The sequence below is a fragment of the Ralstonia sp. GX3-BWBA genome, assembly GCF_003290055.1.
Classification (GTDB): Bacteria; Pseudomonadota; Gammaproteobacteria; order Burkholderiales; family Burkholderiaceae; genus Ralstonia; species Ralstonia holmesii.
Genome location: NZ_QMKS01000009.1, coordinates 976,959 through 998,352 on the forward strand (window position 1 = coordinate 976,959; position 21,394 = coordinate 998,352).

General features: G+C 65.3%; 17 protein-coding genes. 9 read left to right on the forward strand and 8 right to left on the reverse strand.

Annotation, left to right across the window (positions count from 1 at the left end):
• Positions 1 to 287 precede the first annotated feature (287 nt).
• On the forward strand, positions 288 to 629 hold the full coding sequence (locus tag DOD19_RS12205) for a hypothetical protein (protein ID WP_024976518.1): 342 nt from the start codon (positions 288 to 290) through the stop codon (positions 627 to 629).
• Positions 630 to 708: 79 nt separating this feature from the next.
• Here the strand turns inward: DOD19_RS12205 and DOD19_RS12210 are convergent, their stop codons facing one another.
• The 3 genes from DOD19_RS12210 to DOD19_RS12220 all read right to left on the reverse strand — a co-directional run bounded on the left by DOD19_RS12210 (position 709) and on the right by DOD19_RS12220 (position 3,741).
• Positions 709 to 1,224 (reverse strand): MarR family winged helix-turn-helix transcriptional regulator, encoded by a 516-nt coding sequence (locus DOD19_RS12210; protein WP_092973072.1) that lies wholly within the window; start codon positions 1,222 to 1,224, stop codon positions 709 to 711.
• A gap of 72 nt (positions 1,225 to 1,296) precedes the next feature.
• Positions 1,297 to 2,430 (reverse strand): ABC transporter substrate-binding protein, encoded by a 1,134-nt coding sequence (locus tag DOD19_RS12215; protein WP_112185743.1) that lies wholly within the window; start codon positions 2,428 to 2,430, stop codon positions 1,297 to 1,299.
• Between the two features lie 45 nt (positions 2,431 to 2,475).
• The gene (locus tag DOD19_RS12220; RefSeq protein ID WP_024976521.1) at positions 2,476 to 3,741 is read right to left on the reverse strand and encodes a flavin-dependent oxidoreductase; all 1,266 of its coding nucleotides are present in this window, start codon (positions 3,739 to 3,741) and stop codon (positions 2,476 to 2,478) included.
• A gap of 176 nt (positions 3,742 to 3,917) precedes the next feature.
• Between DOD19_RS12220 and DOD19_RS12225 the strand changes: the two genes are divergently transcribed.
• The 4 genes from DOD19_RS12225 (at position 3,918) to DOD19_RS12240 (ending at position 8,241) form a co-directional block, all read left to right on the forward strand.
• A complete protein-coding gene (locus tag DOD19_RS12225; RefSeq protein ID WP_024976522.1) occupies positions 3,918 to 4,640 on the forward strand; it encodes a GntR family transcriptional regulator in 723 nt (240 codons plus the stop codon).
• Between the two features lie 46 nt (positions 4,641 to 4,686).
• Positions 4,687 to 5,364: a DUF2848 domain-containing protein gene (locus tag DOD19_RS12230; protein ID WP_112185746.1), complete on the forward strand. Its 678-nt coding sequence runs from the start codon at positions 4,687 to 4,689 to the stop codon at positions 5,362 to 5,364.
• 27 nt (positions 5,365 to 5,391) lie between these two features.
• The gene (locus DOD19_RS12235; protein WP_112185748.1) at positions 5,392 to 6,753 is read left to right on the forward strand and encodes an amidase; all 1,362 of its coding nucleotides are present in this window, start codon (positions 5,392 to 5,394) and stop codon (positions 6,751 to 6,753) included.
• 165 nt (positions 6,754 to 6,918) lie between these two features.
• Entirely contained in the window at positions 6,919 to 8,241 is a 1,323-nt protein-coding gene (locus DOD19_RS12240; protein ID WP_112185750.1) for an MFS transporter, read from the forward strand.
• 380 nt (positions 8,242 to 8,621) lie between these two features.
• Here DOD19_RS12240 and DOD19_RS12250 read toward each other — a convergent pair whose 3' ends face one another.
• Complete coding sequence (locus tag DOD19_RS12250; protein ID WP_024976526.1) at positions 8,622 to 10,034, reverse strand: methyl-accepting chemotaxis protein; 1,413 nt, start codon at positions 10,032 to 10,034, stop codon at positions 8,622 to 8,624.
• 149 nt (positions 10,035 to 10,183) lie between these two features.
• Complete coding sequence (locus DOD19_RS12255) at positions 10,184 to 12,907, reverse strand: EAL domain-containing protein (RefSeq protein WP_112185751.1); 2,724 nt, start codon at positions 12,905 to 12,907, stop codon at positions 10,184 to 10,186.
• A gap of 169 nt (positions 12,908 to 13,076) precedes the next feature.
• Between DOD19_RS12255 and DOD19_RS12260 the strand changes: the two genes are divergently transcribed.
• Together DOD19_RS12260 and DOD19_RS12265 are read left to right on the forward strand one after the other, a co-directional pair.
• Positions 13,077 to 14,252 carry an alpha-D-ribose 1-methylphosphonate 5-triphosphate diphosphatase gene (locus tag DOD19_RS12260; RefSeq protein ID WP_112186039.1) on the forward strand — a complete coding sequence of 392 codons (1,176 nt, stop codon included), beginning with the start codon at positions 13,077 to 13,079 and terminating at the stop codon, positions 14,250 to 14,252.
• A gap of 8 nt (positions 14,253 to 14,260) precedes the next feature.
• A complete protein-coding gene (locus tag DOD19_RS12265; protein WP_112185753.1) occupies positions 14,261 to 15,037 on the forward strand; it encodes a DUF1045 domain-containing protein in 777 nt (258 codons plus the stop codon).
• Here DOD19_RS12265 and DOD19_RS12270 read toward each other — a convergent pair.
• The 3 genes from DOD19_RS12270 to DOD19_RS12280 all read right to left on the reverse strand — a co-directional run bounded on the left by DOD19_RS12270 (position 15,027) and on the right by DOD19_RS12280 (position 17,647).
• Positions 15,027 to 15,842 carry a hypothetical protein gene (locus DOD19_RS12270; protein WP_037031676.1) on the reverse strand — a complete coding sequence of 272 codons (816 nt, stop codon included), beginning with the start codon at positions 15,840 to 15,842 and terminating at the stop codon, positions 15,027 to 15,029. The two genes, DOD19_RS12265 and DOD19_RS12270, sit on opposite strands and share 11 nt — an antisense overlap.
• Positions 15,843 to 15,861: 19 nt before the next feature.
• On the reverse strand, positions 15,862 to 16,251 hold the full coding sequence (locus DOD19_RS12275; protein WP_024976531.1) for a hypothetical protein: 390 nt from the start codon (positions 16,249 to 16,251) through the stop codon (positions 15,862 to 15,864).
• A 211-nt stretch (positions 16,252 to 16,462) separates the two neighbouring features.
• Positions 16,463 to 17,647: an MFS transporter gene (locus tag DOD19_RS12280; RefSeq protein WP_112185756.1), complete on the reverse strand. Its 1,185-nt coding sequence runs from the start codon at positions 17,645 to 17,647 to the stop codon at positions 16,463 to 16,465.
• 156 nt (positions 17,648 to 17,803) lie between these two features.
• Between DOD19_RS12280 and DOD19_RS12285 the strand changes: the two genes are divergently transcribed.
• Entirely contained in the window at positions 17,804 to 18,718 is a 915-nt protein-coding gene (locus tag DOD19_RS12285) for a Ku protein (protein WP_112185758.1), read from the forward strand.
• Positions 18,719 to 18,736: 18 nt separating this feature from the next.
• Positions 18,737 to 21,340 carry a DNA ligase D gene (gene ligD, locus DOD19_RS12290; protein WP_112185760.1) on the forward strand — a complete coding sequence of 868 codons (2,604 nt, stop codon included), beginning with the start codon at positions 18,737 to 18,739 and terminating at the stop codon, positions 21,338 to 21,340.
• The last annotated feature ends 54 nt before the right edge of the window (positions 21,341 to 21,394 follow it).

Genomic DNA, 21,394 nt, shown 5'->3' on the forward strand with positions numbered 1-21,394 from the left:
GCCAGCCGACACTGGCTCGTGTTTCGCAGTCTAGGCGTTTTACGCTGGTGGATGCTCTGGTCCGTCAGCGCGCCAAACCGCGCTTGGCTTATCGGCAAGCCTGCGCAAAACTTGAGGCGAATGTGGATTGGGCGGCGCGCAGCATACTGCAGCCTCGGCAAGCAAACGGCGGGACACTGGCTGTGGCGGCGGTCGAATCAAACGGGTGATGCGTCAAGACCCTCGCCTGTCGGGCTGGCAGGCCGGCGCGGGAGGGGTACACTAGACTTCAAGGATGCGCATCCGATATGACTCAAGATCCCACCTCTCAACGCAAGCAGCAAAACGCCGATGACTTCGCGCTCAACCGCGACGCCATCCGGTGGCTCGCGTCCCTGCCCGACCAGGTGAGGCCGATCGAACTTGGTCGGAAATTTCCGCGCATCATCAACACGATCGCCGCCAAGTGGGCCGATTTCATCGGCTGCCGGCGCTACCTGAACAGCCTGCAGATTGACGACCGGGGCGGCCGCCAAGGCTTCCCGTTCGAGATCGTCCAGGAGATCTGCGCGCTGCGCGAGTACTTCGATTCGCTGTATCCGCCGGACAAGGACCTTTGGCAGAAGGCCATCGACGCCAACAAGCGCTGAAGCGCCCGCAGCCCGCACCAAAGCAAAGCAAAGCGGCCCACTTTCGGGCCGCTTGTCATTTGCACGGGCAGGCAGCAGATCAGGAAGCGGAATCCGGCCCGGATGCCAGCTTGTTGAGCAGTGCCAGCAGCGTGTGCCGCTCATCCTTTGAAAGATGCGCTGTTACGCGGGCGTCGTGTGCGGTGACGGCGCGGGTGATTTCGTCGAGGGTGGTCGCACCCTTGGCAGTCAGCACAAGCCGGAACGCGCGCTTGTCCTTGGGCGACGGCTGCCGCTCGACCATGCCCATGTCTTCCAGCGTATCGACCAAGAGCACTGCACCGGAGCGCGCCACGCCCAAAATGTTGGCCAGCTCCGTCAGCTTGAGGTTCGGGTTATGCGCGATCACGGTCATGGCCGAGAAGCGCGGCGGCGTGATGTTCCACGCGTGCAGCGAGCGCACGAAATCTTCGTAGATGTGCAGCTGGGCGCGGCGCACGGCATAGCCGACCAGCCCGTCGAGCGCGCCATACTCCACGTCCGCCAGATGCGGGTTGAAGTGCCCCGAAGGGGCCACGGCGGGATACAGGTCGTCGGCTTTGGGCGTGCGGGGCATGGCAGTGTGGATGGGAAAGACCCCTCGATTATCGTCGGCGACGCGCCCGCCGGCCATGCACGCGCGCGTGTTTCAGTTCAACAATTTCCACTTGCCGTGGTCGATGGTCAGCAGCACGCGGCCGCGCGCGTCAAAGCCAAAGTGATCCGTGGCCGTGTAGTTGAGCACGCCGTGCGAAACAACAATGTCGTGCTCCGATTCCAGCGCGCTCTTCAGCGCCTGACGGAACTCGGGCGTGCCCGGCTTGGCCTTCTTGAGCGCCACCGGCACGATGCGCTGGAGCACCTGCAGCGCATCCCACGTGTGGGCGCCGAACTGCGTGCGCGTGTCGGGCCCGTTGGCCTTTTCATAGCGCGTCACGTATTCGAGGGCGGTCTTCTTGCTTGGGTGGCTGTCGGGCAATTGCTCGGCCACGATCACGGGGCCTGCCGGCAGGATGGCCCCGTCGACCGCCTTGCCGCCGATGCGGATCAGGTCTTTCGTTGCCGCGCCGTGCGTCTGATAGATCGGCCCCGCATAACCGCGATCTCGCAACGCGGTGTGCGGCAGCGCAGCGCCCGTGCCTGCACCGGCCACCAGGATCGCATCGGGCTTGATACTGACCAGCTTGGCGATCTGCCCCGTCACGCTGGTGTCTGCGCGGGCATAGCGTTCCACGTCGACGATCTTGATGCCGCGCGGCGTGGCGGCCGCAGTGAAGTCCTTGAGCCAGCTCTCGCCGTACGCATCGGCAAAGCCGATGAAGCCGACGTTCTTGATGCCGGACGCCGCCATGCGCGCGGCAATCGCCTCGGCCATCAGCGAGATCGGCTGCGCAAGACGATAGGTCCAATCGCCCTTGCCCGGCTTCAGCTCAACCGGCGCCAACGCCAGTTGCGGCGTGTGCGATTCGGCGGCGACTTCGGCAATCGCAATCGACGGTGCCACCGCCGACGAGCCAACGATGATGTCGACATGGTCTTCCGTCACGAGCTTGCGTGCCAAGCGCGTGCCGGTGCTTGGGTCTGAGGCGTCATCCACCACCACGAGACGCAGCTTTTCTCCGCCGATGGAATCCGGATAGAACGCCAGCGAGTTCTTCTGCGTGATGCCGAGCGACGCCGACGGCCCTGTCGTCGACAGGCTCACACCAACGACGATTTCGGCGTGGGCAGCGGTGGCGAGCAACAGCGCAGCAGCGGCGCAGATGGTGCGGCGGATGGTCATGGGGCCCCCTTTTTCTCTCTTCTGGCGTGTGAACGTATCGGTGTTTCAGGCGCGGCCAGGCATGGGTGGCTGATCGCGCAGCGATTGCGGATCGAAGCCGGCCAGCTTTTTGTAGCGCATCGCAATCCCTTCCAATTCCGAGCGCGGGATCACGTCATCGATGCGCGCAAAGCCTTGGGGCGCGCGCTCATGCGCGAGCTGCATGACCTGCTCCGGCCCGTTGAGGCGGTTGCGCAGCACGATGCCAGCCGTGCGCGGCAGGCGATCAGCCTCGTACTCACGCAGGGCCACGCCGGTGTCGCGCGTGGCGAGCAGGCAATCGACCAACGCCCGCGCATCGAGAATCGCCTGCGCGCTGCCGTTCGAGCCGATCGGATACATCGGGTGTGCCGCGTCGCCCAGCAGCGTAGCGCGGCCGAAGGTCCAGCGTGGCAGCGGATCTTTGTCGACGAGCGGGAATTCGTACACGGCCTCTGCGCCGTCGATCAAAGCCGGGATGTCGATCCAACTCCATTTCCAGTCGGAGAAGGCGCTGCGGAAGATCGCGCGGTCGACCTCGCGGTTCCAGTCGCTGCGTGGCGGTGCCTCGTCGGGCACGCGCAGCTCGGCAATCCAGTTGATGCGCGAGCGGCCCTGCTGGCGTAGCGGTTCGGAGATCGGATAGGCGACGAATTTCTGATCTTGGTGGCCCGCCATGAACATGGTGCGGCCATCCAGATACGGCTCGGCTTCGGTGACGGCGCGCCACAACATGCGGCCCGCAAAACGCGGCGCATCGCCGCTCGGGTAGAAGTGCCGGCGTACGGCGGAGTGGATGCCATCGGCGCCGACCAGCACGTCGGCCGAGGATTCGACAACGGTGTCGTTGGTGCGATCACGCAGCGTGAAGCGCACGGGGCCGCCCTTCTCGCCCGTCGATTGAACCGCCTCGAAGCTGTGGCCAAGGCGGATGCAACCAGCGCCGAGGCGCTCGGTCACGGCATCGGCCAAGGCCATCTGGAATTCGCCACGGTGAATGGAGAACTGTGGCCAGTCGTAGCCTGCGGCCAGCCCGCGCGGCTCGTGCCAGATCGGCTGGCCGAAACGGTTGTAGTAAGCCAGCGCGGACGTCCGAATCGCGAGCGCACTCAGCGTGTCTTCCAAGCCCAGTTCGCACAGCTGGCGCGCCGCGTGCGGCAGCAGGTTGATGCCAACGCCCAGTGGCCGCAGCGTCTGCACGGCCTCCCACACCTCAACCTCGAAACCTTGGCGCTCCGCCATCAACGCGAGCGTCAGGCCGCCGATGCCCGCCCCGATGATGGCGATCTTCATGGCTGTCTCCCTGAAATTTGTTGCAGTCTATAACGAATCTCAACGGCATCCTGCCAACGACATATCAGGGCAAATACCTAGAAGAACGCGGCTGAATGCGGCGTGTTGCTCGCTTGACGCTCTGTGAGATATCACAATACCATCACTCGACTTTTACAAAATTCGAGGCCGTCGCGATGTCGCGTCCGATCAAGCTGGTTTCCGGTTCTGCCAAACCCGCGTCTGCATCTGCACCGTTTGCCGTTGAACCCGACGCGCATGCGCCCAAGGGCGCCGCCATGCGTGAACTCGCCTACAACGAGATCAAGCGCCGCATCATGGCGTGCGAGTTCCGCCCCGGCGAGCCGCTCAACGAAGCTCAGCTCGGCACGATTTTGGGACTGGGCCGAACGCCGATCCACCAGGCGCTGCATCGTCTGGAGGTGGAGGGGCTGGTGCAGATCCTGCCGCGCAAGGGCGTGCTGGTGACGCCGCTGTCGCTCAACGACGTGCTCGACATGATCGAGGTGCGCGCCACCAACGAGATCCTGTGCGTGACGCTGGCCGCCGAGCGCGCCCACCCCGCCGATTTCGAGGCCATGCGCGCCATCGTCGATGCATCGCCCGCGCTGATCGAGCACCGCGACATTGCCGCGTTGGCCGCGCTGGACCTCAAGTTCCACCTCGCCATCTCCGCCGCCTCGCGCAACCGCGTGCTGGCCGAGTTGCTGCGCGGCCTGCACGAGAAGCAGGCGCGCTTCTGGTTCCTCTCGCTCTCAGAGCCGCAGCACCTGCAGAACGTGTACGACGAGCACCTTGCCGTGCTGGATGCGCTGGAGCGCCGCGACGTGCCCGCAGCGCGTGAAGCCATTCGCGAGCACATCGACGAGTTCCGCCGCACGATCATCCGCACGCTCTGATCCCGATTTCCCTCCGTTCGTTTTTCCCGCTTCTTCCGGATTCCGCATGACCACGCTGCACCTGAACCTGATCGGCCACGGCCCCATCGACGTGACCGTGGACCACCTTGTCATTGCCGGCTGGACCGGCCGCGATGCACAAGCCGTTGAACACCACATTGCTGAACTGGAAGCCATTGGCGTGGCGCGCCCGGCGCGTGTGCCGTGCTTCTACCGCGTGTCGGCCTCGCTGCTGACCACCGACACCAGCGTGGAGATTCCCGGCGCAGATTCATCAGGCGAGGCGGAGTTCGTGCTGTATTCCACGCCGATGGGCCTGCTGGTCGGCATCGGCTCGGACCATACCGACCGCAAGGTCGAAGCCTATGGCGTGACGGTCTCCAAGCAGATGTGCGCCAAGCCCGTGAGCCGCGACGTGTGGCGCTTCGACGCGCTCGCCGACCATTGGGACAACCTGCAGATGAAGACCTGGCGCACACGCGACGGCCAGACCGCGCTGTACCAGGAAGGCGGCGTCACGCGCATGCTCGACCCGCGCGACCTCATCCGCCGCTACACCGGCAACGACACGCTGCCGGTGGGCACCGCCATGTTCTGCGGCACGCAGCCCATCATCGGCGAACTCGGTTTTGGCGAGGCCTTCGACATGGCACTGATTGACCCGGTGTCGGGCACCGAGCTGCGCCATCGCTATGCTGTTGACACGCTGCCTGTTGAAGGCTGAAGCGCACCACCCAACGGAGACCACCGCATGATGACGCCCCGCCCGAACATGATCCGCGCACTGGCCGCTGACCTGGCTGCCGGCCGCACCACCAGCGTCGCGCTGACCGAAGCCGCGCTGGAGCGCGCCGAATCGCACCGCGCCGCTGGCGGTGCCGCCTATGTGAGCATCGACGTGCAAGCCGCGCTGGCCATGGCGCGCGCCGCCGATGCCGCGCGTGCGGCAGGCAACGTGCCCTCGCCGCTGGCGGGGTTGCCCGTGTCGATCAAGGATCTTTTTGACGTGGCCGGGCAGGTGACGGCAGCCGGTTCGCGCGCCCTGGCCCATCAGCCGCGCGCCACTGCTGATGCTGCTGCCGTTGCGCGCCTGCGTGCAGCCGGAGCAGTGCTGCTCGGCCGCACCAACATGAGCGAATTTGCGTTCTCGGGTCTTGGCCTGAACCCGCACTACGGCACGCCGCGCACGCCGGCGGACGGCGCGCGTGCGGCGGGCGGCTCCACGTCGGGCGGCGCCGTCACCGTTGCGGGCGGCATGGCCGTGGCGGCACTGGGCACGGACACCGGCGGCTCGATCCGCATTCCGGCGGCGTTCTGCAATCTGACCGGCTTCAAACCCACCGCGCGCCGTGTGCCGATGACGGGCGGCGTGCCGCTGTCCACGTCGCTCGATTCGGGCGGCCCGCTCACCAACTCGGTCGACTGCTGCGCCATCGTCGATGCCGTGCTGAGCGGCGAGTCGGGCAGCGACGCGTTCGACACCACCGCTGTGCCGCTGGCCGGATTGCGTTTGGGCATCACACAGGACTTTGTCGGTGCCGACCTCGACAACACGGTCGCCGTTGCATTCAACCGCGCCGTTGAACAGCTCGAACGTGCCGGTGCACACGTCGTGCGTTTTGAATTTCCAGAGCTGCTGCAACTGCCGGAGATCAACAGCGGCGGCGGCTTCTCGGCGGCGGAATCGTGGGCATGGCATCGCTCGCTGCTCGCGCGTGCGGAAACCCAGTACGACCCACGCGTCGCCACGCGCATCCGCCGTGGTGAGCAGATGAGCGCCGCTGCATACATCGACGTGATCAACGCACGCGCCCGCATGATTGCCGCCGCACGCAAGCGTCTGGGCAACCTCGATGCATGGCTGATGCCGACGGTTGCCATCGTGCCACCCGAGGTCGCACCGCTCGAAGCGGATGACGCGCAGTTCTTCCGCACCAATGCACTCACTCTGCGCAATCCAAGCGTGATCAATTTCCTGGACGGCTGCGCGCTGACGCTGCCTGTACACGCCGCCGGCGAACTGCCGGTCGGCCTGTCGCTCTGCGGTCTCGCCAACGACGACGCACGCATCCTGCGCGTTGGCCGGGCGGTGGAGGCTGCCCTGCGGCGTTGATCGACTAGCCAGAACATTCCCCGCCTGCGCCCGGGCCGCGCAGGCGGTTTCCCAAGCCAAATCAAAAGGCGCGCTGCAGACGCGCCGGGCCCAACTCATGCCTGCGTTTCGTACAACACAGCAGCACACGAAGCGCTGGCCCCTCACACGCTATTGGAGGAAACCATGTCGCAAACCCAAGCCCTGGCGGCTACCCCAACGGACCCGGCCAGCCGCCCACTCCCCAGCGCCGAGCTGGATGTCACCTACCGGCGCATTGCGTACCGGCTGGTGCCGTTCCTGGTGGTGCTGTTCATCCTCGCCTGGATCGACCGCGTTAACGTCGGCTTCGCCAAGCTCTCGATGCTGCAGGACCTGCAGTTCAGCGAAGCAGTGTACGGCCTGGGTGCCGGCATCTTTTTCATCGGTTACTTCCTGTTTGAAGTGCCGAGCAACCTGCTGTTGGAAAAGATCGGCGCACGCAAGACGCTGGCGCGCATCACCATCCTGTGGGGCCTGGCCTCGATGGCGATGATCTACGTAAAGACGCCCACCTCGTTCTACGTGATGCGCTTCCTGCTGGGCATTTTTGAAGCGGGTTTCTTCCCTGGCGTGGTGTTGTATCTGACGTACTGGTTTCCCTCCGCACGCCGCGCACGCATCAATGGCCTGTTCATGACCTCGTTTGCGATTGCGGGCGTCGTGGGCGGCCCCGTTGCCGGCTTCATCATGAGCCGCATGGAAGGCGTGGGCCACCTCGCCAACTGGCAATGGCTGTTCCTGCTCGAAGGCATTCCGTCGGTGCTGGCCGGCTTTGCCGTGCTTGCGTGGCTGCCCGAAACGCCTCGCCAGGCCAAATGGCTTTCTGCTGCAGAACAAGACGCCGTCGTGCGCGCCGTTGAAGTGGAGAACCGCGACCCTGCCAAGCATGCCTCGTTTGGCGCCGCACTGGCCAACGCTCGCGTGTGGATCTGCGCAGCGATCTACTTCTGCGTGGTCAGCGGCAACGCCACCATTGCCTTCTGGACGCCGTCGATCATCAAAGAACTGGGCGTGCAGGGCAATTTCCACATCGGGCTGATCTCCGCCATTCCGTTCATCGCGGGCACGATTGCGATGGTGTGGAACGGCGCGCATTCCGATCGCACCGGCGAGCGCCGCATGCACTGCGCCATTGCGGCCGTCATCGCAGCCGCCGGCCTGGTCGCAACAGGCGCAATGCTCGGCTCGCCGGCGCTTGCACTGATCTCGCTGACGGTCGCCGCCATCGGCATCCTCGCCGCGTTCCCGGTGTTCTGGTCGATCCCGGCCGTGTTCCTGGCCGGCACTGCAGCCGCAGGCGGCATCGCCCTCATCAACTCCATCGGCAACCTGGCCGGCTTCGTCGCGCCGTACATGATCGGCTGGTTGAAGACGAGCACAGGGCACCTCTCCGCTGGCCTCTACTTCGTAGCCGCGCTGGAGCTGGGCGCCGCCGTGCTGGTCATCCTGGGCACGCGCAAACACTAAGCACTTACGCAAACGAAGCATCGTGGCGCCAACCTCAGCGCCGCGATGGTTTGGCCGTACCCTGCCCTAGATGGCGCCTTGAATTTCTGTAAGCGGGCGGAAACAAGAAGGAGACCTGTCTGAGCGAAGCGAGTTTGCCTCCTTCTCCGCCCGGTTACAGAAATTCAAGGAGAAGTCGCCATCTCGGGCGCGCCTTTCTTTGCTTACTTTCTTTGGCAAGACAAAGAAAGTGAGTCAGCCCCGGCAGGGGATGAAGCAAGGGATGCACCAGCAACAAAAAAACCCGCGAGCAAAGTCAAAAACCCACGCGCGAAGTTCCCCCCCCGACGTTGCGAACCCCATCAGCGAAGTTCGGAACATCAACCCTGCAGTTACGGACCCTAGCCCGCCACCTTGTACCCCATCCGAACGCCACCCCAGTGGCGGCCTTTGACGTAAATCGGCGCCGACACATCCTTCATCATCGCAAACGTCCCGTTCCCCATATCGCGACGATATGTCTGCAACAAAAATGCCTCGGTATTGCGCGCCGCCCCGAGTCCCGTCCTATCGGTGAACAGCCGACGGTTACGGCTGTTGGCAGCATTCCAGGCTGGATCGCTGCCCTGCGGCTGGGAGAACTTCAGGTTGTGCGTCGGCAGATAGCCATTGGTGTCCACCGCCGCACAAAACACCACGCGAGGATCAAGCTGAAGCAAAGGCTCCTGCACCGCAGGCAGCACGCGATCCGTGAACACCGTAAACCGCGCCATATGCTGCGGCGGATCGGTATTCGGCACCGGCTCATAGGCGCGGTCGAACAAGTCGCCCTCGCTGATATCGCCCCGCGCCAGCGCCGATTCAAACAGCGCACTGATCTTGCCAGCTGCAGTCTGCACCGCTTCGATGAAGGGCGTATCGGCGCTCTGCACACCGGTTGACGCCGTCAACCGGATCAACGTTTCCGACGCCCCCAGCAACCCGGAAAGCTGCCGTTGCGCGTTGTCGATGTTGTGGCTCGATTGCTTCACACCCTCGGCCATCGCATCCACCTCACGTGCAAGCGACGCGCATTCGCCTTCAATGGCGGCAGTGGATTCCGCAATGCTCGTCGCCTCAACGTCAAAGCGCGCGATGGCCTCGCCAGCCACGCCAATCACCGCACCAATCGCCTGCGTGCCGGTATCCACACGCTGGGCGCGTGCCACGTTCGCACTGCTGTCGCCGATCAACTTGTCGGTCTGGCCGGACAAATCCGCCAAGGTGGTTTCGATACGCTGCGTTGCTTCGGCGGTCTGGCCTGCGAGCTGCTTCACAGCACCCGCAACGACGGCAAAGCTGCGGCCCGATTCACCCGCGCGCGCGGCTTCAATGGCGGCGTTGATCGCCAGCAGATTGGTCTGCCTGGCAATCTGCGAAATCTGCTCGGATGCCTGCGCCACGTGGATGAGCGCCTCACGCAGCGCAGCAATCTGCTGCTCCATGCTCGCCACGCCAACGGCAAGCTCGCGAATGTCGCGCAGCGATGCATCGACCGTTGCACGCGAGCCACTCACCTCCTCGCTGGCATGCGAGGCGACTTCACGCGCATGCCGCGCTGCCACAGCGATGTCGTGGTTGCCGCGCATGGTGACGTCGGCAGCATTGCGCAACTGATCGAACACATCGGCCTGCCGGCGCAGCCGCACGGCCACGTCTTCCACATTGCCGGACACTTCGCAGATGCCCATGCCCACGCGGCCGGCCTCTTCGGCAATACGGGCGACAAGTTCGGGAGGGGCTTTCGGGCCGCGGCCCCAGGCAAATGGCTTCACGTGCGGTGGTCTCCAGATGTCGTTGTTGTGTGTGCGCTCGCGCTGATGGCGAAGCAACCCTCTGTGGGGAGTATCGGCGCGGGCGGTCCGCGCTTGAGCCACGCTACCCGCCCCGGCTTACGCGGGCATTACATGCGCCTTGCTCAGCACTACGCCTGGGCGGAACGGTCGCGACGCAGCCGGGCCTCGTAGGCGGCGGCCGTCATTGGGGGGCCGAACAGGAAGCCCTGCAACTTGTCGCACCCGGCAGCTTGCAGGAACTCGGCCTGCTCCAGCGTCTCGACACCCTCTGCCGTGACGGTCATGTCCAGCGACGCGGCCATCGCGACCACGGCGCGCGAGATCACCACCGAATCGCGATGGCGCGGAATGCCCGAGACGAACGAACGATCCACTTTCAGGTTGTCGATCGGGAAACGCTGCAGATACGACAGCGACGAATACCCCGTGCCGAAATCGTCGATCGAGATGCGAATGCCCAACGCCGTAAGTGCGTCGAGCATCGGCATCACAGCGGCGGTGTCGCGCATGAGCAGGCCTTCGGTAATTTCCATCTCCAGCGCGCTCGCGGGCAAACCCGCTTCGGTCAGGCAGCGCGAGATGGTCGGCACGAGCCCCTCGCCAAACTGGCGCGGCGACAGGTTCACGGCGACAAAGAACTCCGGCATGCACGTGGCACGCCAATGCGCGGCCTGGCGGCACGCTTGCGCCAGCACCCATTCTCCGATGTCGCCGATGAGCCCGGCATCTTCCGCCACGGGAATGAACTCGGCCGGTGACACTTCGCCCAGTTCGGTGCTGTGCCAGCGCAGCAGCACTTCAGCGCCGACGATGTCCATCGACGTGGCATCGACGATGGGCTGGAAGCGCAGCGACAGCTCGCCCGCTGTCAGTGCGCGGCGCAGGTGGTATTCCAGCTGGAAGCGCCGTTGCGCACGCTGCGACAGGCGCGCGGTGTAGACGCGATGCTGGTTGCGGCCGTTCTGCTTGGCGTTGTACATGGCGGCATCCGCGCAGCGCAGCAGCGTGGCGGCATCGTTACCGTGCTCGGGGTACACCGCGATGCCGATCGACGCGCCCAGGTAATACTCCGTGCCGCTCGTCGAAAACGGCTGCGCGATCGAATGGACGATGCGCTTGGCCAAGCGCTCTGCCTCACCCAACGAGCGCACGTTGTCGAGCAGCACGACAAACTCATCACCGCCCAGGCGCGCCAGCGTATCGCTCTGGCGCACGCAGGCCGACAGGCGTTGCGCGACGATGCGCAGCAAGTGGTCACCGGCTTCGTGGCCGGCTGTGTCGTTCACCTTCTTGAAGCCGTCCAGATCGAGGAACAGCACGGCGACCTGGCGCGCTTCGTTGGCCTGGCTGGCCGCCTGCTCCATCACCGCCTGCATGCGCTGAGAGAAATACGCGCGGTTGTACAAGCCGGTGAGCGCATCACGCTGCGCGAGGAAAGTGAGCTGCTGCTGGGCCGCGCGCGCTGGCCCGATATCGTTGAACGAGATGAGCACGGACGACGGGGCATCGTCGCCGGGGCGCACGATGGGCAGCACGTTTTCGTGCACCCACACGATGTCGCCGTCCACCAGCTCCAGGCCGACGGTCAAGCCGAGCAGCGGCTTGCCGGTGGCGAACACCACGCGCGTGGGGCGCTCATTGAGCGGGATCTCGCTGCCGTCTTCGCGCAACGAGCGGCGCATCAGCGTCAGATGGCTGGTGCCCACGGGCGACACGTTGCCCGCGCGAAGAATGCGCCGTGCGCTCGGGTTGCACGCGAGGATGGTGCCATCGGCCGCCTGCACGACGATGCCTTCGGTCAGGTTGTCGACGGCCAGGCGGTAGCGTTCTTCGCTCTCTTGGAGATCGCGTGCGATATGCGCCTTCTGCACAGCCACGCCGATGATGTCGGTAATGCCGTCGAGCAGCCCCATGGCGTCGCGCGTGGGTGCACGCGGGGTGTCGTAATAGATACCCATCGCGCCGATCATCTGCGCGTTGTCGCCGCGGATGGGCGTGGACCAGCACGCGCGCAGGCCCAGCGGCGCAACGATATCGCGGTAGCCATCCCAGAGCGGGTCGGCGTCGATGTCTTCTACCACCACGGTCTTGTTCAGGAACATGGCCGTCCCGCACGAACCGACCGAAGGACCGAGCGTGATGCCGACCAGCAACTGCGAGAGTATGAAAGGCAGCGACGGTGCCACGGCCTGCGTGATGTGCTCGCCATCGCCGCTTAGCAGGACCGAACACATCGCGCCGTCGTCAAGCAGCACCTCCACCAGCCGGCACACCTCAGCCAGCAGATCCGGAAGCGGCACGTTGCGCGAGCTAAGCTCCAGCACGGTTTTTTCGCAGCGCAGCAATTCCTTGGCGCGCGCGGTTTCAGCGGCCAGTGCCCGGTAATTGGCTTCGGATTCGCGCAGCGCTTGTTCGGCCTGCTTGCGCTGGGTGATGTCGCGAGCCACCACCTGGATGGCGGTGCGCCAGCCGAGCTGCACCGGCGCGGAAAGCACCTCGACTTCCACGGGAGTGCCATCGCAACGCAGCAAGGTCTGCTCGACCGGCGGCAAGCCCGCATTGTGCTCAACCATCCACTCCCGGCGCTGACGGGCGAGGTGCGTCGAATTGTCGTGGACGAACTCATCCAGTTCGTGGCCCACGATGTCGCGCGCCGTCTGCGCGCCAAACAGCCGAACGCCCGCCTCGTTGACGAAAACGATAATGTCGTCCGCCACGATGTACAGCGCATCTGGCATTTGCCGGACAAGCGCCTCGTAACGGTCATCAGCGAGCGGCAACGGCCTGGGGCTGTCCTGATCGATCACATCCGGTTCGGGACGGTCAGGCCGCTCAGCAGAGGTGGCGTCCATATCTGGGTTGTTTTTCAAGATATCGACCAATGTGTCAGGAAAGTTAAGGCGTTTGGCTGGCCCTCCCCTCTTCAGGGTGGTGCAAATGGCGGATGTGCGGCTAAGCGGCATGCCAGTTGCGGCACAATGCCTGCACGATGTCTCTGCGCACTTTTCGCACCTCGGCCTTATGCAATCGTTTTCGTCTTCCGTCAGCCACGTGGCTGGCCTGATTTCGCGACGTACCCTGCTGCCCGAGGGGCTGACCGAAGCTGCCGTGCAGTTTCGCGACGGGCATATCGCCGCCTGTGATGCCAACCCGACGCGCGGCATGATCGACTGCGGCGACCTGCTAGTCCTGCCCGGCATCGTCGACCTGCACGGCGATGCCTTCGAACGCGCCGTCATGCCCCGCCCCGGCGTGGCCTTTCCCTACGAAACCGCCCTGGCCGACGTTGACGGTCAATTGCTTGCCAACGGCATCACCACCGAATTCCACGGCGTGACGTATTCCTGGGAGGGTGGCCTGCGCGGCCACGCCTATGCCCAGCGCATGCTCGACACGCTCGATGCCATGCGCCCGCACCTGGGGGCACAGCATTTGATGCACCTGCGCTTCGAATTGCATCACGCCGATGGCGTTGCCGATGCGCTGGCCTGGATGGACGCCGGCCGCGTGCACTTCCTGTCGTTCAACGATCACCTGCCTGGGATGCGAGAGAAGCTGGGCGACGCGCGCAAGCTCGCACAATACGCCGATCGGGCCGAGTGCGACATCAACACGTTCCTCGCCCGTCTGAATGCCGCCGCAGTCAACGCCACGAGGCTCTCCGAGGTGACCGGCACGCTCGCGCGGGCGGCGCAGCAACGCGGCATCTGCATGGCGTCACACGATGAACCCGACATTGCCACGCGCAACACGTTCCACGCGCACGGCTGCACCGTCACTGAATTTCCGTTGACCGAGAATGTCGCGCAGGCGGCACGCGCGCATGGCGGACATATCGTCTTCGGTGCGCCCAACGTCGTGCGCGGCGGCAGCCATAACGGCGCACCCGATGCGACAGCCATGGTGGCCGCGGGCCTGGGCACCGTGTTGGCATCCGACTATTACTACCCCGCGCTGCTGGCCGCGCCGTTCAAGCTGGCCGAACGCGGTGTGGTGCCGCTGGTCGAGGGCTGGGCGCTGGTGGCGGCCAACCCGGCCGAAGCCGCTGGCCTGACGGATCGCGGCGCGCTCGCGACTGGCCTGCGCGCCGATGCCATCGTGGTGGATGACCGCCGCCCCGGCCTGCCGCGTGTGGTGGCAGCCGTGGTGGGTGGCCGGCTGCGCCATGCTGCCGGGCAGTTGCCGCTGATCGGCTGAACCACACCATGGAGCAAGCGCCGGCACCTTTACCGTCAGCCTGGCGATACGCGCTCTACCTGCTGCCGCCCGAGCCCTGGTACGGCCTGGGCACGCGCTGGCTCGGCCGCTGCGCCCGCACCAGCGCCGCCATCTCTGCCGATGAGCGCGAGGCGTTTGTCCGCGAAGCCGGCATCGACCTCGCCACGCTCGACTGCTGGACGGAAGCGCCGCGCCAATACGGCCTGCACGCCACGTTCAAGCCGCCGTTCCGCTTGGCAAGCGATCGCACCGTTGATGAGCTGGACGCCGCGCTGCGCCGCTTCGCACAGCAACAGCAAACCTTCGCGATCGAGCCGGCCTTGCAGACGCTGCGCGGCTTTCTCGCTTGGCGGCTGCGTCATGGCGACCCAGCGCGCGACAGGCTCCACCGGTTAGCCGATGCGTGCGTCGCCGAGTTCGATGCCTTTCGCGCGCCGCCTCCGCCCACTGAACTTGCGCGCCGTCGTCGTGCGGGCCTGTCGGATGCGCAAGAGCGCCATCTGCAGCGCTGGGGCTATCCGTATGTGTTTGGTACGTTCACGTTCCACATCACGCTGACCGGCCGGCTCGACCATGCCGAGCAGCTTGCGTGTTATCGCGCATTGGAAGCCACGCGCGTGGTGCAGCCACCCGCCATGCCCATCGACCACATCGCGTTGTTCTCGCAGCCCGCGCCGGAAGCGCCGTTTACGGTGGCTCGTGTGTACCGGTTTGATGGGAGCACGGAAGATTTCGACGCTGCGCAGAGCGCGCTCAGCGCTTGAGTTCGACCACGTCGATCACCTCCGTCTGGCCGTGCTGCTCAACCTCCTGGCGCATCACGACGGCCGCTTCGGGGCAGTACCAATCGGTGATGTGCGCCACCGTCGGGTCGGGCTCAAGCGTTTCATTGCCCAGCCGCAGCACACCGAGGCGCGCCGTGCGCGTGTAGCGGATCGGCCGGCACTGCAACTCGCCGACCACGGTGTTCATCGGCTGCGGCGGCCCGACCTCGCGCTCCGACACCTCCACCTTGGCGCGCTCGGCCCGCATGCGCCCCACGGAGATCCCCAGACGTGGCGAGACCACATCGAAATCGAAGCTCGATTCATATGTATCGCCGGGCAGCATCTCGGCTTCGGGCGCCAAGCCAGCGCCATACAGGAACATGCCGGAAATGGCAGTGCTCACGGTGCCGATCAGATCGGCATGTTCGCTTTGCGCAAACACGCGACCGTTGATGCTGACGATGCGCGTGACCACGCCAGCCTCGTCCACCAGCAACTGGTGCTCCTGCACCGTCTCGATCGGCCGGCCACCCAACGCCACGAGGCCCGATTTGGCGTAGATGTGCAGACCGATTTCGCAGCCGTCCTGCATGTCGCGATTGACGTCGTGCAGGGTGAACTCGACGATCATCGGCGTCTTGCCGTTGCCGTCCAGACGCACGCGGCTGCCGTCGTGCACCCAGGGCGCGGAGCATAGCCCCGCTGCCTGCGCAGGCAACGCCAACGCCATCGCCGCCACGGCTGCGGCGGCGTTCCATAAAGAAAAACGCTGATGCATCGGGCGATGCATCAGCGTCTTCATGAACCCGATCGGCACGGGCTTACTGCTTGGGCGCGTCCTTCTTGTTGGCACCCTCGCTGTACGGGTCAAACTTGCCGCCGGCCTTGGCACCTTGGGTGTACGGGTCGAACTTCTCGCCGGCCTTGGCGCCCTGGGTGTACGTGTCGTACTTGCCCTTCTCGACATTGGCCGGCTGGGCGCCCGGGTTGAGCGCGCTGGCGGTGCTGTCATTCTTGTTGGCGCCCTGCGAATACGGGTCGAATTTGTCGCCGGCCTTCGCACCCTGCTGGTACGGATCGAACTTGTCGCCGACTTTTGCGCCTTGGCTATAGGGGTCGAACTTCTTCTGGTCAGTCTGCGCGTGGGCTACGGTGCCGATGGCTGCTACGGCAGCGACTGCTGCCACGAGGGTAAGACGTTTGTACGGCATCTGAAGCTCCTTTCCTATGGGTCGTTTGGGCTGATCAAATCAAATGGTGCAGCCTCGTTTTGAACGCATCCCGGTGTCATGCACAACTGGCACGTTGGCAACGGCGCCGGGAAACCCCTCTCCTCGTCGTAAGCTATGGCAAGCGCACAGGAAAGTCAACGCGCAGAAACTGCATATTTTTTGGGCAGTTGCCAGCTGACGCGCAGGCCGATCAGCGGCGTTCCGGCTGGCGGATCGCACGCGGGCCTAACACCGCAATCAACGCCATGGTGAGCGCCACCACCGACAGCCCCCAGCGCAGGTCGGAGCGATGGGCAATCAACCCGATGATGACCGGGCCGATCAGCAAGCCCACGTAGGCAAAGCGCGCCACGGCAGCAATGCCTTCGGCGGCCGGCACGCCCGGCAGGCGCGACGCGGTGATGAAGAAGATCGGCACCATGTTGGCGGCGCCCACGCCCATCAGCGCAAAACCTGCCAGGACAGCGATCGGCGCGGGCCACAACAGAGCAAGCAGGATTCCGCCCGTTGCCAGCACGCCACTGCCGCAAAGCACACGCATGTTGCCCCAGCGCCCGCGTGCGAAATCGCCGCCAAAACGCGCCAGTGCCATGCCGCCCGAAAACGCCGCATAACCCGCGCTGGCAATGGCCTCGGGCGATTGCGCGATCTCGCGCATGTACACGGTCGTCCAGTCGTACATCGCGCCTTCGCCTACCAGCCCCAGGAAGGCCAGCACGCCGAGCAAGAACAGCGTGCGGCCCGTGGTCGGATGTGCCGGTTCGCCTTCTGCATGCACGTGGTCAGGCAGCATGAAAGGGCCCGCACACAGCGCAGCCGCCATGGTGACGAGCGCCATGCCGCCGCAGTGCACCGCCGGCGGAACGCCCAGTTCCAGCAGCACGCCGCCCACCGCCGCCCCCACCATGCCGCCCAGGCTGAACATGCCGTGCAGCGACGAGATGATCGGCTTGTGGTGATTGGCCTCCACTGTGGTGGCCTGCGCATTGATGGCCACGTCGAAACCCGCGTTGGTGATGCCGAACAGCAGCAGCACCGCCAGCAGCGCGGGGTAGCTCGGCATCAGCATGAGGAGCGCCGTCGTGGCACCAAAGGCCACGCCGCCCTGCACGCTCGCGCGCCGTGTGCCGACGCGTGCCGCCCACTTGCCCGCAAACTTCATCGCGACGATGGCGCCGGCGGCCACCATGAACATCGCCAGCGACAGCGATGCCTCGGACAATCCGAAACGCGCCTTCACCGTAGGAATGTGAACGCCCCACGTCGCAAACGTTGCACCGTTGGCGAAAAAGAGGGCCATCGTCGCCGCACGAGCCGACAGGGGAAGCCGGCGCCGCTGCAACGCGCCGGCAGATTGGACGTATTCGGAAGACATGAAGGACTGCTGAGAAAAACGCACGGCGCAAACGTGCCGCGCCGCAAAGGCACCATGCTACCGCGCCCGGCTGATGAGCGTATGACGCCGCCCCGCGCCAGGCAGGTATGCGGCTTGCGTCACCACGCTCGAATCCACCGCATCGGGAGACCCGCCATGCCCCGCGTGATCTGGAAAGGCGCCGTCAGCTTCGGCCTTGTCCACATCCCCGTTGCGCTGTATCCAGCCACCCGCAGCGACGATCTCGATTTCGACTGGCTCGACCGTCGCACGATGGACCGCGTCGGCTACAAGCGCATCAACAAAACCACCGGCAAAGAGGTGCCGCGCGAGCAGATCGTGCGCGGCTACGCTTACGAGAAAGACCGCTACGTGATCCTGACCGACGAGGACATCCGCGCGGCCAACCCGGTCTCGACGCAAACGGTGGATCTGCTGACCTTCGTCGATGCGGCTGAGATTCCGTTTCTTTATCTCGATACGCCCTACTTTCTCGCGCCCGACCGGCGCGGCGAAAAGGTCTACGCGCTGCTGCGCGAAGCGTTGACGCGCTCGCAAAAGATCGGTGTCGCCAACGTGGTGCTGCACACCAAGCAGCATCTGGCTGCGCTGATTCCGATGGGGCCGGTGCTTGTGCTGCATACGCTGCGCTGGTCCAACGAGGTGCGCGACTGGTCCGAGCTCGACGTGCCGGAAGAAGGTGCCAAGGCTGCCAAGCTCACGGCCAAGGAGATCGACATGGCTGAAAAGCTGATCGACGACATGAGCGGCACGTGGGACCCTGCCGAATACCACGACACCTTCCGCGACGACATCCTTGCGCTGGTCGATCGCAAAGTGCGCGCAGGCCGCACGGAATCCGTCGAGCCGATGGAAGCCGAACACGCCGCACCGCGTACCGGCAACGTGATCGACCTGACCGACCTGCTTCGCCAGAGCCTTGCCAAGCGCGGCAAGGGCAAAGGTGCGTCAAATGACGAGGCGGAGGACGAACCCGCCCCGCGCAAGCGTGCGCCACGCAAGGCCACTGCCAAAACAGCGCGCAAGCCGGCCGCGCGCAAGCGCGCATAACACGACGGAGCCGACGCCATGCCACGCCATCTCGCCGACTACCACCGCAAGCGCGATTTCACGAAGACGCAGGAACCCGCGGGCGCACGCCGCAAAGCCGACGAGCGACATGACGATGGCGCCCTGCACTTCGTGATCCAGAAGCACGACGCCACGCGGCTGCACTACGACTTCCGGCTTGAACTCGACGGCACGCTCAAGAGTTGGGCCGTCCCGAAAGGCCCCAGCCTCGACCCCGCCGACAAGCGCCTCGCCGTGCATGTTGAAGACCATCCGCTGGACTACGCGGATTTCGAAGGCCACATCCCCGAAGGCCAATACGGCGGTGGTGACGTGATCGTGTGGGATCGTGGGACATGGCGCCCGCATGGCGATCCGCGCAAGGCGTACCGCGACGGCAAGCTCAAATTCGATCTCGACGGCGAGAAGCTCCACGGGGCGTGGGCGCTCGTGCGCACGCACTTGCACGGCACGGGCAGACATCCGAAAGAACAGTGGTTGCTGATCAAGGAACGGGACGACCAGGTGCGCGCATCCAGCGACTACGACGTGACACAGGCCCTGCCCGCCAGCGTGATCACCGGAGAGAACGTTGGCGCAAAACCCAAGGCCAAAGGAAAGGCCAAGGCCGATGACGGCAGGACCGAGCGTGCCGAACCGGCACAAGTGCAGCCGCCCTCCGGGGCCGTGCCCGGCACGCTGCCCAGAACGCTGGAGCCGCAACTCGCCACACTGGTCGATGGGCCGCCCGCGCAGGGGGAGTGGGACTACGAAGTGAAGTTCGATGGCTACCGCATCCTTGCGCGCATCGACGGCAACACCGTGCGCCTGTTCAGCCGCAACGGCCGGGACTGGACAGCCAAGCTACCGCGCCAGGCGCGCACGCTGCATGCGCTGGGCCTGCGTGAGGCGTGGCTCGACGGCGAAGTCGTGGTGATGGGCGAACGCGGCGTGCCCGACTTCCAGGCGCTGCAGAACGCCTTCGAAACCGCGCATGCTGAACGCATTGCCTACTACCTGTTCGACATCCCGTTCTGCAACGGTATGGACTTGCGGGGCGTACCGTTACGCGAGCGGCGGGCGCTGCTGCAACGCATTCTTGATGCGGCCCCGGGCGACCTGGACCGCGATGCGGTGCTGTTCTCAGGCACATTCAACGCGGCACCCGAAGACTTGCTGTCGTCGGCGTGCAGCATGTCGCTCGAAGGTGTGATCGGCAAGCGCGCCGATGCGCCGTACCAGGCCGGCCGCGGCCCCGCATGGATCAAGCTCAAATGCGGGCAACGGCAGGAATTCGTGATCGGCGGCTACAGCGCCCCGAAGGGCAGCCGCAGCGGCTTTGGCGCCCTGCTGCTCGGTGTGTATGACGACGCGGGCAGGCTGCGCTATGCAGGCCGCGTCGGCACCGGCTTCAACGAGACGAGTCTGCACGCTTTGCATCACGAGCTGACCGGTCTGACCCTCGACACGCCGCCCTTCGCCGACCCGCCCACCGGCAGCGATGCGCGCGACGTCCGATGGGTCAAGCCCGAGCGCGTGGCGGAAATCGCCTTTGCCGAATGGACGCGCGAAGGCATCGTGCGGCAGGCGGTGTTTCAGGGTTTGCGCGACGACAAACCCGCCCGCAACATCGTGCGTGAAGAAGCCAAACCGCCCAGTGCCGCCGCCCGCAAGGAGACCCGTGCCGTGAATGCCCCTGAACGCAAGGTGCGCCCCGGTGCCGAACGCATCGCGGGTGTGGATGTCACGCATCCGGACCGCGTCATCGAAAAAGCCAGCGGCACCACCAAGGCTGACCTGGCGCGCTATTACGCAGGCGTGGCCGAATGGATGCTGCCGCATCTGCGTAACCGGCCGACGTCGCTCGTACGGGCACCCGATGGCATCGACGGCGAGCGCTTCTTCCAGAAGCATTCCGCCGCACTCAAGCTGCAGGGCATCACGCAGTTGGACCCTTCGCTTGACCCGGGGCATCCGTCGCTGCTGGCGATCAACTCGGCTGAAGCCCTGGTCGGTGCGGTGCAGATGGGCACGGTGGAATTCCACACGTGGAATGCACTGGCCGACCGCATCGAACAGCCCGACCGCATCGTCTTCGATATCGATCCCGACCCGGCACTGCCCTTCGCGCGCGTGATCGAGGCCACGCAGCTCACGCTTGCGCTGCTCGATGAACTCGGCCTGAAGGCGTTCCTGAAAACCAGCGGCGGGCATGGCATGCACGTGGTGGTGCCGCTCGCGCGCCGTGAGGCGGCCGGCTGGGACACGCTCAAAGCCTTCGCGCAAGCCGTGGTGCAGCACATGGCGGCGACTTTTCCTGACCGCTTTGTCGCCAAGATGGGCCCGCAGAACCGGGTGGGGAAGATCTTCATCGACTATATGCGCAACAACCGCGGCGCGAGCACGGTGGCCGCGTATTCGGTGCGCGCGCGGACGGGGCTGCCGGTGTCGGTGCCGATCCGCCATGAAGAGCTGGAGGGACTGCGGGCGTCTGCACAATGGACGCTGCGCACGCTGCCGGAGCGGCTGGCCCAGCTCAAGGACGACCCGTGGGCGGACTACGCCGGCACGCGCCAATCGGTCACGGCCGACATGCGCAAGCGCATCGGCGCCAATGACTGAACCATCACACGCTGGCGATTCTTAAAGAATTGGGCGGTGAACGCCCTATTGCTT